Consider the following 14,046-nt stretch of genomic DNA (forward strand, 5'->3'; position numbering starts at 1 on the left):
ATATGTTTATAATGGGAGCATAGAAAGAAGTAGCTTATAAAAATATAAAGAGATTAGCTAAAAGAAGTCTGTCGCTTCTTTTTTTAAATAAGCACTTAAAAAATGATGAAAAGTAAATAAAAATAATTCAAAAAATAAAATATTGTGGTAAAATGGTATATAAGTTAATTATTTTAAATAAAAGTTGAATAATTAAACGCACCACAGATAATTTGTAGTTATCTGTAACTAGATTGAGAGATTCTTATCTTAAGAAACATGATGCTATTTTATTTATAGAAAAGTGGTGAATTAATTATTATTTACCTCATAATTAAAAAGTATAAGTGATGTATTGAATTATGTACCATAGATCATTATAAAATATTTAGGAATTAATGTAGACGGTGTTTCTAAAAGATTTTTTGTTGATAAATTTATATTCAATGGCAAGTAAAATTAAGATATAAAGTAAATATAAATTGAGAGCATAGGCAAATAAATATTTATAAATTTAGAGGGGAGATAAATAATATATGAAAAACATTGACGAATGGTTGGCGGAAATTAGTATTCAAAGCAATCTATATAAAGAATTTAATGGTATGGACAAAAGTGAATCACTTAGAGAGATATTAAAGTTTTTTTTAGATAACAATGTGGGAGTTGGAACAGGGACTTCTTATTATTACTTAACTGATAATTCAGGATTTGAAGCACGAGCCAATTTGTATTATGGAAAAGTGGCACTATTTAAAGTGATTTTGTTAGTAAATGCATTTGGAAAGCAAAATGTAGAAATCAAGGTTGAGAAAGTAAGAAAGGCTGAAAATAATCTAAAAAGAGTACAGGATATATCAAAAGAACTTAAAAAGGGGTCAATGGATTTATTTAATATAAGTCATTATTATACACAAACTCAGCATGCTCAATCCAATTACACCAATTTTAAACTTTTAGTTAGTAAACTCAAGCATGCCATAGACATATACAATAATAATATTAATAAAATAGTAGATAAGGAATTAATGCTTAAAAATATTCGGATAAGTAATTTTAAAAAGATTATTAAAGCAAGTGTAACCTTTGACAATGAAAATGATAATTTGAAAGTTTTAGTAGGAACTAATAATGCAGGAAAAACTTCTTTTATTCAAGGAGTTTTGATAGGGTACCATGCACTATCTTTGTTGGATAAGTCAGATAGGTTAGAATATGATGAATATGGACAATTAATTGTAGGAAGTCAAACAGGGGTTAGATATGATAAAATACCATTTCTGCTAAGTGAGTTAATAGACTTATTTAATTGTAATGCAAGAGCTAATATGGCAAAAGGAGTAGTTTTTTGTACATTTTATTTTGAAAATGAAATGTACATTGAAATAGGAGCTAGATTAGTTGCTGAAACATATTCTGTCTTTATTAGTAGGTGTTCTCAAGGAATATCACATCAAGCAATTGTAAATTTTATTGATAGACCTATTACATTAATTCCAAGCTTCTTTAATGTAGTTACAGATGAAGAAAGAAAAACTCCTGCAAGATATAATAGTATGCTGAAAAGCGGAAACTATAATCAACTTTTTAGAAATATCTTGTTAGATTTGAAAAATATAAATGAAGATGATGCTGGAGTAGAGGTAATTCAAGAAAATAAATTTTTTGAGTTACAAAAACTAGTAAGAGATATATTTGGTATTCAAAACTTAGATGTTTCTTTTAATCCAGAAGAGGATGAATATATTATTGCAACATATGAAGTTACAGATAACATTAATAACAGGAACAAAATTGATAGAATAGATATTTCAACTTTAGGGATGGGGACATTACAATTTATACAAGTAATTGCCCAAATATTACTTGGAAAACCATCTATGATTCTTTTAGATGAACCAGATGCTCATTTACATGCAAAATTACAAGTAGAAATAATAAAATTATTTGAGCAGTTTTCCAATAAGTATAAAACTAAATTTTTGATTGCAACGCATTCAAAAGATATCATTAATTCTGTAAATCCTCATAATGTTGTTATGTTTAATTCAAAAAGTGAATTAATTGGAGTAGAAGAATACGATGCAGGATTTATTGGATTAATTAGAAATCTAGGAGCCACAACAGAGGAGCTTGTTGGATTAAATTTAGGAAAAAGAGTAGTTATTGTAGAAGGGATAGATGATAAAGAAAATTTAGATTTTTTATGCAAAGAAGCTGGTGTAAATAAGTGTAAGAACTATAATATGATAAAGATATTACCGTTAGGTGGAAGAAAAAATGTATTAACTAATCAATGGGATAAGTTTATAACAATTGAAGATAATGAGTTTAAGAAATTAGCTGTGTTTGATAGAGATTTTAGGCCAATAGAAAAACAAAAAGAAGATGCAAATAAGTTGAGAAAAAAAGGGTTTGGGGTTGTAGAATGGAGTAAAAAAGAATTTGAAAATTATTTGCTTATACCTGATATTATTGCGAAGGTAATTAATGAAGAATATCCCCAAACCCATGTAATAGAAAGTCAGGATATTATAGATGTAATAAATATGACATATGAAGAGACAAAAGAATCTATTGTTTTTGAATATGAGAAATGCATGGAAATAGAAAGAAAGAAGGAGATTAAAAATTCAACTGGAGATAAAATTGCTGATATAGAATTAAGTAAACCTGATCAGATTGATATACGAAGAAAAGTAAATAGTTATTTAAAATCACAAGAAGTGGGCGACATAGTCTGTGGGAAAGAGACAATTGATTCAATACGAGTACAATTAATAATAAAATCTACACCTACAAGAGAAGACTTTGTAAAAAAAATAATAAGTAAAATGATAAAGACTAATAAATATCATTCAGATATTGATTTATTCATTTCTAATATTAAAGAAATGATTGAATAGGATAAAGATAGAATAAGCAAGTGTTTAATAATTAAAGGAATTTTATCTAGTGAAGTATTTTACATTTAACAGATTATAATTAAATAGGTAGGAGACATGAAAGAAATTAAAAATAAATTGCACAGAAGCTGTTATAATAAAAATAGTAAAGCTAAACTAAATAATATTTTTGATAAATACTTAAAAATACATAACTTTTTTGAAAGTAGCAATAAGTTATTAATACTTAAAGATATAATATTTATAGTTTCATTTCTGTCTGCTATTGTTACAATTGGTGGAGCTTATATTAGTTCACGAGAAGGTGACTCCGCAGCGTTAGAGTATTACCGTATAGGAGAGAAATACTATAGAGATAAATACTATGTAGATGCATTAAATCAATTTGAGAAAGCATATAAGATTAATAAAGGCTTATTAGATGTTAAATATTATTATGTAATGTCTTTAATTTATAGTAACGAAGATAATAAAATACTCTTAGCAAGGAAAATACTTTATCAAAATAGTGAATATTTAACTGATAATGAAAAAGCTGCATATTCTTTTTTAGAATGTAAATTTAAAAATTATGGTAAAGCTACTGAAGTTTTAGATAAATTAGATGATCCAGTTTTACTTAAAAACGAGGTTTTTCCCCTATATATTAAAGCTAAAACAATATCTTCCTTTAATAATAGTTTCAAAATTGGAGAACAAACTATATTTCAAAATAGAATTTTAATTGATTGCAAGAAAAATTCATTAGGAACGATGAATGAAGATACCCCTATAGAGAAATTCTCAGATGTTCAGATAGAATTACCAGCTAATTATTTATTTAATGAATGGAAATATATATTTAAAGGGATAGATTTATGGATGCTGACTTATTATTATAAAGAAATTTATAATAATAGAGAGGCAGAAAAGTTATTACCTATTCTACGTTTAGCATCAGAATCTTTTACCTTATTACTTAGCAACAAAAATTATATTAAAGAATATCTAGGATGTTTATATAACTATATAGAGAATGCATCTGGATTTAATGAAATTCATCTAAGTGAGTTAGATAATACTTTGAAAAATGTGATTAAGGAATTAGAAAGTGGGTCAACAGATATTTATAGAAAAGATTTAAATAAGTGTAAGGGGATATATAATAATCTAATTAGCCAATATAATACAGAATGGAAGCCGTATATAATATCAAATAATTGAGAATAGGATATTTAATTTTTAGAGTGTATTAAAAAATTAAAAAATCGTGGATAGTGGTGCTGTGATTCACCTCCATGAGTTAAATCCTCGAACTTAGAGAAATCTAGGTTCGAGGATTTTGGAGTTTTTGTATAAATTACTTAAAATGGAATATTTGAGATGAATTTACTAATCCTTATATAGCAGAGCAAAGGTATTACATAAGGATTTTAATTTCTTTTTATCATTAATGGAAAGTAAATAAAGTAGTTACGAATAAATATAAATAAAACTAAGGAGAAAAAGTATGGTTGTAGAAAATATAATTGTTCCAGCACTCATTAATATTACGTGTGCATTTGGATATGATATTTTAAAAGGTTTAGGAAGAAAAATTGATAAACTTAGACTTGAGGATGAAGTAAAAGGATTAATTGAGGATTTTGTACACCTTGAAATAGAATCAAGTGCCATTACTAGTTTTTTTAATGAGTATAGTACACGTGTAGCCTTTTTGAATTATTTCTATTATAAATCTTATAGAGAGGCATCAAAAAAGAAAGAATATAGTAAACAAGGATTTATTGAAGCTACTGCAAGTAAAGCTCAAGAATATATTCAGAGATTTTATAATAAACAAATAGATGGAACGGAGTTAAAAAAGTACATTCGATGTATATTAAATTTAATAGAATCTAAGTTGATTAAAGATATACCAAAGGAGTTAATGGGGTTAGCCTATACAAACTCTTTAATGATTGAGAATTTAGAAGAAAAAATAATGGATTTAATTACTATAGACTTACAAGATAAGAAAGAGGAGTATGAGAAAACACGTTTAGAATGTATAAATATGTTAAAAAAAGTAAATAATAAAAGTCAAATTTATGGGAAAGGAAAATTTGATTTTTATCAATTTTATGTTTTTCCTAAGTTTACACAGAATATTAAAGGGACGAAAGTAGTTATAGGATGGAAAGATGTTTTTATTAGTGCTAATATGATTTCAATAATTGGGGGACCAGGATTTGGAAAGTCATTGTTTATGCAAAATATAATAAATAGATTTGAAGAGTTAAATATTATAGCTCCTGATCAAATCCTTCCTATATATTGTAACTTAAAAGACTATGAGAAGTTTGCAGGAACAAAAGCTTATTCAATATGTGAATTTTTGAGAGATAGCTTAATAGATGCTATAGGTATTGGAAAAGATAAGGTTAATGAAAAATTTATTCAATATTTTTTAGAGGCAGGAAGGACACTTATATTATTTGACGCTTTAGATGAAGTAGCAGAGGATTTAAGGGAGAAGCTACATGAAAAGATTGTAATGTTTATACAACAAATGAATTTAAATAATAAGGTTTGCATTACAGCAAGAGATAGAGGATTTATTCCAGTTACAGATATAATATATAATGTTCAACCAGTAGATCTTGAACAAGTTAAAGAATATTTACATAATATGAGTAAATTAGGACAATTCGATGAAGATGATATTGAAAATTTTGCAGAGCAATCAACAGAATTAATTAAACAAAACTTTTTAAGTAGTTTCTTAATATTATCGCTTTTGGTGAATATTTTTAATGCAGAATTAGAACTACCTGAGAACAAAATAGAATTATATGATAAATGTATTAATTATATTGGTAAGAAAAGAGAAATACAGGTTAAGCGATTGCCATATAATTTTGGGTTGATAGGAAAAATTTTGGATAGTGATACTACTTTTGAAAAAATTGCAGAATTAGCAAAATACAACAATAAACAAGTTGATAAAAAAAGTATAGTACATAAATTAAGCACTATTTTTGAAAGGTCGTACCATTCCAATAATGAAACTATAGGAGCTGTCAATGAGTTTATAAGATTTTGTGGTGATAGAACTGAACTAATTGTACCTACAAATGAAGAGGAATATTTTAAATTTTATCATAGGTCATTTTTTGAATATTACTATGGTAAACATTTAATAAAATCTAATAATAGAATAAGTGATATTATTGATGAATTGAAAAAATTTGGATATGATTCTGAAATATATGATATTGTTAGTGCATTACTTAAAAAAGACTATTATGAAAAATATATAGAGATTATTCATTATATATTTGACTTAGTTAAAAAAGACGAAGAGTATTTTATACTATTAACATTAATGGTTCAAATTTCTGACGAACCATATTATATAGAAGAATATTACAAGTTAATATTTAATGATAATGAAATACTTTCTGGTATAGGAAGAGAAACAAGGATATCTGAAATTATATATAGCATACTTAAGAAGAGTAAAAATGCAAAACTAATAGGTAATAACTTTATGACTTATTATAAAAAAGAATGTATAGCAGCATATGTATATATATTTACAAATATCTATAGCAAGAATGCAACCGATATTAATAAAAAGCAGTTAAGATATAAAGTAGCAAACTTAAGTTCGGTTTTTGCATGTTTTATAAGGGATGAGCAATATAAAGCATTAGTAGAAGATGTAGTATTGTCATTAAACAAAGAACAATTTAATAGTATTGTTTTAGAATATGCAACACCTATTTATAGGCATATAAGAGAAGAAGACGTTGAAGAGGATGATAAAATGAAAGAGACTTTATATGATACGTTCCATAGTAGGTTTAAGGAGATAAAGAAAAGAGGAAAAGTAGAGAAACGAGAGATAAGTTGATAAGTGAATATTATGGGCTCAAGAAATATTTAATATCATACCAAGTGATAGGAGCGAAGTATTAGTGGTTTTAGATGGCTCAAGTAGTAAGCTCAGTCACTGTGCTCCTTCGCTAGGGTATCTGGTACCACCCGATTTTTGTTAGAATTTGTAAAATGCTAGATGCTTTTCTGGCTTTTGGGTTAGTATATACTTATTGGAATGCACATAATCAAAATAATAAAATACTTAAGATAATCATGTTTATTTCACATTTGTTATGTACTCCAATATTTTTAGAGCTTATTATAGCTATAAATTTTGAAGTATCTATGCTTTTAATATTAATAATATTAGGTGTTATAGGAATGCAGTATATTATTTTTGAGGTAAGCGTATATGTAATAAATAAAAAAGTAACTGGAAGGATGAGTAACCTAAAAGATTTAATATGCGATGATAAAAAATGTGCTGTAACTATGGTGATTGCAATATTAACAATGTTTTATACAGTTTCATCATATATTACAGTAGATAAATTACAAGGGCTAGGGTTTTTGTTAATTATGCCACTAGCAGTTAATTTGTTTTTTGCAGCTATAATTGATTATATTAAGAGTTCTTAATATAATCAAAACGGTGGATATAATCACAAAGGCTCATCTCCATTGGAGAGAATAGAGAGATACCTTGAAATACAAGGTGTCTCTTTTATTAAAACACTTGATAATTTAAGAAGCTTTTGGGAATAATAAGAAGAGAGCATAGTCATCAAGTCCTTTCTAGTATGTCGTTATACTTAGGATTGTTGAATATGCTCTTCTTTTATGTATACATATTTTATTTACACCCCAACATTTATTATAGGCCCAATTTAGTCAGAATTCGTGGGTTATTTTAGTTTATAGGAAAATTTATACAAGAAATCAACCCGATAGTTACTATAGAGGTATCTTTATAGTTGATTTTGTTGCTTAAAGTTAACTTTAAATCCATTGCTCATAGAAGAAAAAGACGTATAATTAAAGCAGAAGGAGGATGTGAAATGAATTTAACGAGAAGCCCATTACACGATATAATTATATGAAAGATATTAATATTTCAAAAGTAATTGCAGACAAACGACGAGAAAAAGGGGTTACACAGGAGCAGCTAGCAGTGTATATAGGAGTTTCCAAGGCCTCTGTATCGAAATGGGAAACTGGGCAAAGCTATCCTGATATTACTTTTCTACCTCAACTTGCTGCATATTTCAATATCAGTATTGATGATTTAATGGGATATACTGCCCAAATGACAAAAGAGAATATAAAAGAGCTTTACCATCAGTTGTCAGCTGATTTTTCAAGAAAGCCCTTCAACGACGTTTTGGCTGAATGCCGGGAAATCATAAAAAAATATTACTCGTGTTTTCCACTTCTTATGCAAATGGCTGTGCTTATGTGCAACCACCATATGCTTGCCGAAGGTGCTCCGGAACAAAAAGGTATTCTTGAAGAAGCGGCTAGATTGTGTATTAGGATAAAAAACGAAAGTGAGGATGTATGGCTTACTAAAGATGCTGTTTCCTTAGAAGCTACCTGTTATCTTATGCTGAGGCAGCCACAAAATGTACTGGAATTATTGGGTGAAACTATTAGACCGATTGCCAATGATGACAAGGGTATCGCCCAGGCATATCTTATGGCAGGGAATTTGACACAGGCCAATAAAGTTTTGCAAATCAGCATTTATCAACACCTTCTTTCATTAGTTGGAGCATCCATTTTATTACTTCAGCTTGGGAACGAGCAATTTGAAGAAATACTGAATCGTATTCTTTCAGTTGCTGCAGTATTCGATTTAGAAAGACTTCATCCAAACAGCATGGCATTGACATACCTTAATGCTGCTCAAGGCTATAGCATACAAGGAGATGCTGAAAAGGCGCTTGATATGCTGCAGAAATATACAGAACTCTGTATGATGAGCTTTTTCCCTTATTCCTTGCATGGCGATTCATTTTTTAATGAACTCGATAGCTGGTTTAAAGAATTTGATTTAGGAGCTGAAGCTCCGCGGAGTGAAGAAGTCATTAAAGAAAGCATGATTCAAGGCATTATTCATAATCCAGCTTTTGCAAATTTAATGAATCATCCGCAATATAAAATTATCATTAAAACTTTGAAATCAAATTTAGGAGGCAACTAATATGCAAAAAATTCTAAAAAACAAAGATTTAATGATTAGCCTGATATTTACGCTCATAGGGCTTATTGCAAGCATATGTGCGGGAGTATATCAAATTTCTATGTTTAGTGAGGATATAAAGCAACAAATAGTATCTCAGCTTGGCTCATGGGAAGTGCTTATACCTATTGCAGCCGTGCAAGGCGCATTAATCACTTTCTTATCAACCTTTAGCGGATTGAAGTTAGCGAAAAAGGTCAACCTAAAACTAAACTTTAAATTTGATAAAAAAGCTTTAGTACTAGCAACATTAATTGGGTTGTCAACGGCTTTAATAATTACAGGATCTGATAGTTTTATTTTTGCCGGGTATCTTCCATCTGAAATAACAACCTATGTATTTTCTCCAATATACCTTATGACAGGTATATTATACGGCGGAGTAATAGAAGAAATATTACTCAGGTTGTTTGTAATGTCTCTTTTTATTCTGATACTTTGGAAACTATTTGCGAAATCAAGAGATAATTTTAATATACCTAACTGGATTTATATAACTGCTATTATTCTTGCAGCAGCTTTATTCGCAGCAGCACACATTCCGTTTACAGTGCAGTCGATGGGGTTATCTATACCTATATTGATAAGGTGTTTTGTTTTAAATGGTATTGGGGGAATTGGATTTGGTTATTTATATTGGAAGAAGGGATTGGCTTATTCAATGTATGCTCATGTAGCAACTCATGTCTTTATGCAGGTTATATTTATGCCTATTTTATTTTAAACTTCGCGAATAAGCTTTTTTATTCCATTTAGAAATTTTATGGAGAAGAGATATTATGCAATTTATAAGATTCCAGAAGGTGATATTAAAAGGTTAGCTGAACAAGAGGACCTATATAGGTTGCGTGTAGGAGAATTTAGAGTAATATATAGTATTTATTATGAGGTTATAACTATAATGATTTTTAATATAGGCAATAGAGGAGATATCTATAAAGATTTATAATTAATAAATGGTGGATAGCATCTCCGTGATTCACCTCCATGATTATAACCCTCGAATTTCTGACAATTTAGTTGGAGTTCGTGGGTTATTGGTATTTATAAGAGAATAAATTCAGAATAAGTATAACAAACCTTACCAAAAGTAGAGGAGACTTTTTGAAATTATGTTTCCTCAGACGCACCAGCCTGAGAAGACAATAAAGATCCAATCACTTAAAACGATTGGATCTTCAATAATAAACTAAAATTCAAAACTAATGATACCATTTTCGGTTAACTCAAACGGACCGGGTGTGACATCTGCATCAGGTCTCTTTATTCCGAAAAAGTCGGAGTCAAAACGATACGGAGAGCTGTCAGGTTGCTCATACTGCATATCGGCGTGATAAGTCTTGCCGAGCAGGTCGGTGGTAATCAACAATGCAGAGGCTCCGCGAATCAATTTGGGCTCATTGACCTGAATTTGCACCCTGCCTTGCGCGGGATTAATTTCCACTTTAATGCCCTTGTGCTCATAGATCTTCGCATTAGGCTCATGACTACCTGGAACCGCATTGTTAAGGTATAAATTTCCACTCATAGCCACCGGAAGAACTGCATTTCCTATAAAGAAATCCTTTGCGGCATCTCCAAGCTCAGCAAGCTCCTCTTTGGTGTATTCCCACCAATTCTTATCTTTTACATCAGGATGCTTGTCGTAGCCTCCCAGCCCCACAGCGTGCAGATAGCAAATAGAATTGTCCGGAACACCATCCATGACAGTCTTCCCGTCATCTCCAATTTCATCCCTATGTTTAAGCGGAAGATGTTCAAAAAAGGTTATTGGGACAGGTTCTTTATGAGCATCATTATCCCCCAAAAAGATATTGTTATAGTACCTGTCATCGCCTCCAGTAATATTGGAGTAACCTGCCATTGCTGTTTCGTGAGGGAAGTGATAGGGCGTAGTGCGGGTAATCTCGGAACGAACCACAAATCTACCTGCAAACAAATTATGGACAAATGCTCCACCCTGCGACATATTTCTGAAATTCATCGGAGAGAGGAACAGATTATGATCAGCCATATACGGACCATGGCAAACCTCAACGAAGAAGTCCTCAGAAATATTGTCAAAAAATACATTACGGCTGATGCGGGTGCCCTGTGCCTGCCAGTCAAGCCAAACGCCACGGTAACAGCTATAGATTATATTTTCACTAATTTGAGTATCCAGGGAAGCATGCAGCTTGATTCCTGCTACTTCGGCACCATGTCTGAGACGCTTGTGGTGAATATTGTAAATACGGTTTTGATAAATGTGGCTGAAGGCTCCACCCATATGTCCCACAATGCCTGCCTGTTCACAATCATGGATCACATTACCTCGAAGGATGTGGCTGCCTACGCTATCCTTATGCCATCCAGAGCGTAATGCGCGCAAGATAACCTCATACTCACGTTGTGTGCCGCCTTTAATGTGTTTATCCAAACACTTAGCGTGACCTGTGCCGATTTTAGTACCTAGGCTGATACCAACGCTTTTGGATTCACTGATAATATTGTTTTCAATAATCCAACCCTTACTCCAGTGAGGTCCGATCAAACCTTCCTGGTAGTCAGTTGGCGGTGCCCATTGAGGAGATGCTTGACGAAGTGTGAATCCACTTACAGTTATATAGTTAAGTCCTGGTTTCTCAGGCCAGAAGCAATAAGGACGGACATTAATCTCTACATTTTCGATGCGGGGATCTTTTCCACCAAAATTGGCCCAAATTTTTGTCGTTGTAGAACCAACTTCGGCATACCATTTTAGTAGTGAGTCCTTGGGATATTTGGCTTCGGACCAAATTTCGGGCTTGCGTACCTTATCAACACTATCACATTCATACAAGGATTTAGAGTCCAAATAGACATCACCCAGATGAACTGGGAAAGCCCCGTCAAATAGCCAATCTCCACGGAGCTCCACTTCGAAGGGATTACGAACAGAAAATAAGGAATGAGGTATTTCTGTGCTCCAAACATTGTCTCCTTCAGCCTTCCAGTCGGAAATACGTTCAGCCCCTGTAATGACTACTTCCCCGTCTCCTGCAGATCTATATATTATTCTATGCTCTTTAGTTCCTCCATTAGCCGGATTAACCCATTCTCTATATACTCCAGCATGAACAGTAACCGTATCACCAGCCATGGCAAGAGCCGCAGCGCGTGATATTGTACGAAAGGGTTGATCAGATGTTCCTTTTGCCTGATCATTCCCTTGTATTGACACATGATATTTCATTAAACCACTCCTCCTCCCACCTTTTAAAAGCTGTAAGAATTTCTTACAAACTGACGGCGGATACTGTATAAAATTTGTTGTTGTAGTAATCTGTAAACAGTTTGCTTATTAATAGTGATTATCTTATCTATCGTCATTTTCTCAAACCTATGCATATAGTGTATACGCTACCCTATAGTGACTGGAAGTTGATGACATTGCCTGTCCCAAGATTGCTAGGTATAATGACCATGACTATACCGATAGAAAAGAAAAATGCCTTTGAAAGTGTAAGTTTTGCCGACAGACCACTTTTAAAGACATTTCCACAAAAAACTATGATTATTATATCAAACTATACCCTCCATGAAAAGAGCAAAGTCCTATTTAAACGTACACCAAGAAGGAGAGATGAACTATATAGCTAAGTATGACGTTTTTAGAGTAGAGAAAAATATGTTGTATCCATTGTATTTTAATAGCATATAATGTACAATATAATGTACAGGAGGTGTTGTGATATGCTAGCGGTTAATTATACAAATTTACGTCAGGATTTAAAAACTTATTGTGATAAAGCGAATGATGATTTTGAAACCATTATTGTAACTCGGAAAAATGGGGGCAATGTAGTACTCATTTCAGAAAATGAATATAATAATATGTTAGAAAACCTTTTTGTCAGAAGTAATCCAGAGTATTATGATAAACTGATGGAGTCTATTAACCAACTTAAAGCTGGGGGGTTTACAAAAAGGGAGCTTTTAGATGAATAAGGTTTTTACAGATATTGCATGGGATGAATACCTTTATTGGCAGAGAGAAGATAAAAAGATTATTAAAAGAATTAATGAGCTAATCAAAGATATTGAAAGAAATGGTAATGAAGGGAAAGGTAAACCGGAACCTCTTAAATATGAGCTTACAGGCTATTGGAGCAGGCGTATTACAGATGAACATAGGCTTATTTATAGTATTGATGATACGAATCTATACATTGTAAAATGCAGAGGGCATTACAAATAAAGTTTTTAAAATAAATATATAAATAGTGGTGAATAGAATTATAATGATTCATCTCCGTTAACAAAATCCTAGAAATACTCTAATAAAAGGAGTATTTCTAGGATTTTGGAGTATTAAGGGAAAATTTCTAAAAATGGTAACTTTATCATATGAATAAAAATATACTGTTGAACGTTTACGCTACGGAGCCCAACTAAATCCTTATTTAAAGACCTAAGGTCATGAAACAAATGCTTCAGCTGCATCAAGTGTATCAATAGTTGCTTGTCTAGAACGATAAAAATCTCCTAAGAGTAAAGCTTTTTCAACATTGCTGATTGCATACGATAATTGCTCTAAATAAAGCAGTTGGTTACTAGTATGATTTAGAGCGTTAAAGAGAAGCAATACATCTCTATTTTGTATGCGGGTAGTTTGCACATGTGATAAATAGTCACGTAGTTGTCGACGTACAGAATCTATTTCTATATTAATTAAGTTAATACTATGCCTTAGGGAAGGAATATCTCTTATAGGTGAATCAAGTGTAAGCTGAACTAATTGAAAAGACCTGTTATGCATAGTTCTTATTTGATTTATATATTCTTGCATAATGCGTTGATGGTCAATAGGAGAGACTGGCTCGGCAGTATCAGGAGCTACAGGCAGTACTGGGTCAAAGGGTAAAGTGAAAGTAGTTAGTGAAAGATGAGTAAACATGAAAATTAACATAAAAATTGGTATTAATGATTTCAATCTTTTCGCTTTTTGCATGCAACACCTCAAAATATTTTTTTGAAATTAAGTTTAGTATAACATTTTTAACTATAAGATATGTATTTAGAAAAACTTAACGCAATAGTACTGGGCACTACCCG

11 protein-coding genes are annotated in these 14,046 nt (G+C 31.1%); 9 read left to right on the top strand and 2 right to left on the bottom strand.

All coding sequences use genetic code 11. The annotated features are described in order from the left end of the window. The first annotated feature begins 515 nt into the window (after positions 1 to 515). From BN3326_RS17325 to BN3326_RS22250, 6 genes are all read left to right on the top strand, one after another. A complete protein-coding gene (locus BN3326_RS17325) occupies positions 516 to 2,885 on the top strand; it encodes an ATP-dependent nuclease (RefSeq protein WP_070000519.1) in 2,370 nt (789 codons plus the stop codon). Positions 2,886 to 2,981: 96 nt separating this feature from the next. Beyond that, positions 2,982 to 4,088, top strand: coding sequence for a tetratricopeptide repeat protein (locus BN3326_RS17330; RefSeq protein ID WP_070000520.1), 1,107 nt, complete (start codon positions 2,982 to 2,984; stop codon positions 4,086 to 4,088). Between the two features lie 286 nt (positions 4,089 to 4,374). After that, the gene (locus tag BN3326_RS17335; RefSeq protein ID WP_070000521.1) at positions 4,375 to 6,762 is read left to right on the top strand and encodes an NACHT domain-containing protein; all 2,388 of its coding nucleotides are present in this window, start codon (positions 4,375 to 4,377) and stop codon (positions 6,760 to 6,762) included. Positions 6,763 to 6,917: 155 nt separating this feature from the next. Then, positions 6,918 to 7,367, top strand: coding sequence for a hypothetical protein (locus BN3326_RS17340; RefSeq protein ID WP_070000522.1), 450 nt, complete (start codon positions 6,918 to 6,920; stop codon positions 7,365 to 7,367). A 457-nt stretch (positions 7,368 to 7,824) separates the two neighbouring features. Further along, a complete protein-coding gene (locus BN3326_RS17345) occupies positions 7,825 to 8,931 on the top strand; it encodes a helix-turn-helix domain-containing protein (protein ID WP_070000523.1) in 1,107 nt (368 codons plus the stop codon). Between the two features lies 1 nt (position 8,932). Beyond that, a complete protein-coding gene (locus BN3326_RS22250) occupies positions 8,933 to 9,694 on the top strand; it encodes a CPBP family glutamic-type intramembrane protease (protein WP_207646366.1) in 762 nt (253 codons plus the stop codon). A gap of 465 nt (positions 9,695 to 10,159) precedes the next feature. Here the strand turns inward: BN3326_RS22250 and BN3326_RS17360 are convergent, their stop codons facing one another. Beyond that, positions 10,160 to 12,184 (bottom strand): right-handed parallel beta-helix repeat-containing protein, encoded by a 2,025-nt coding sequence (locus tag BN3326_RS17360; RefSeq protein WP_070000525.1) that lies wholly within the window; start codon positions 12,182 to 12,184, stop codon positions 10,160 to 10,162. 149 nt (positions 12,185 to 12,333) lie between these two features. On the opposite strand from BN3326_RS17360, the gene BN3326_RS22255 reads away from it, so the two are divergent. From BN3326_RS22255 to BN3326_RS17375, 3 genes are all read left to right on the top strand, one after another. Next, positions 12,334 to 12,591, top strand: coding sequence for a hypothetical protein (locus BN3326_RS22255; RefSeq protein WP_141722952.1), 258 nt, complete (start codon positions 12,334 to 12,336; stop codon positions 12,589 to 12,591). Positions 12,592 to 12,684: 93 nt separating this feature from the next. Then, entirely contained in the window at positions 12,685 to 12,939 is a 255-nt protein-coding gene (locus BN3326_RS17370) for a type II toxin-antitoxin system Phd/YefM family antitoxin (protein ID WP_070000527.1), read from the top strand. Then, positions 12,932 to 13,189, top strand: a complete 258-nt coding sequence (locus BN3326_RS17375; RefSeq protein WP_070000528.1) for a Txe/YoeB family addiction module toxin — start codon at positions 12,932 to 12,934, stop codon at positions 13,187 to 13,189. The genes BN3326_RS17370 and BN3326_RS17375 overlap by 8 nt, the downstream gene beginning before the upstream one ends. Positions 13,190 to 13,408: 219 nt before the next feature. Here the strand turns inward: BN3326_RS17375 and BN3326_RS17380 are convergent, their stop codons facing one another. Continuing rightward, complete coding sequence (locus BN3326_RS17380) at positions 13,409 to 13,900, bottom strand: hypothetical protein (RefSeq protein ID WP_141722953.1); 492 nt, start codon at positions 13,898 to 13,900, stop codon at positions 13,409 to 13,411. Between the last annotated feature and the right edge of the window lie 146 nt (positions 13,901 to 14,046).

Source organism: Cellulosilyticum sp. I15G10I2 (assembly GCF_900095725.1).
Lineage (GTDB): Bacteria > Bacillota > Clostridia > Lachnospirales > Cellulosilyticaceae > FMMP01.

Coding starts and splice junctions, on each gene's coding strand:
- BN3326_RS17325 (WP_070000519.1), top strand. CDS start 516: ATGAAAAACATTGACGAATGGTTGGCGGAAATTAGTATTCAAAGCAAT.
- BN3326_RS17330 (WP_070000520.1), top strand. CDS start 2,982: ATGAAAGAAATTAAAAATAAATTGCACAGAAGCTGTTATAATAAAAAT.
- BN3326_RS17335 (WP_070000521.1), top strand. CDS start 4,375: ATGGTTGTAGAAAATATAATTGTTCCAGCACTCATTAATATTACGTGT.
- BN3326_RS17340 (WP_070000522.1), top strand. CDS start 6,918: ATGCTAGATGCTTTTCTGGCTTTTGGGTTAGTATATACTTATTGGAAT.
- BN3326_RS17345 (WP_070000523.1), top strand. CDS start 7,825: ATGAAAGATATTAATATTTCAAAAGTAATTGCAGACAAACGACGAGAA.
- BN3326_RS22250 (WP_207646366.1), top strand. CDS start 8,933: ATGCAAAAAATTCTAAAAAACAAAGATTTAATGATTAGCCTGATATTT.
- BN3326_RS17360 (WP_070000525.1), bottom strand. CDS start 12,184: ATGAAATATCATGTGTCAATACAAGGGAATGATCAGGCAAAAGGAACA.
- BN3326_RS22255 (WP_141722952.1), top strand. CDS start 12,334: ATGCATATAGTGTATACGCTACCCTATAGTGACTGGAAGTTGATGACA.
- BN3326_RS17370 (WP_070000527.1), top strand. CDS start 12,685: ATGCTAGCGGTTAATTATACAAATTTACGTCAGGATTTAAAAACTTAT.
- BN3326_RS17375 (WP_070000528.1), top strand. CDS start 12,932: ATGAATAAGGTTTTTACAGATATTGCATGGGATGAATACCTTTATTGG.
- BN3326_RS17380 (WP_141722953.1), bottom strand. CDS start 13,900: ATGTTAATTTTCATGTTTACTCATCTTTCACTAACTACTTTCACTTTA.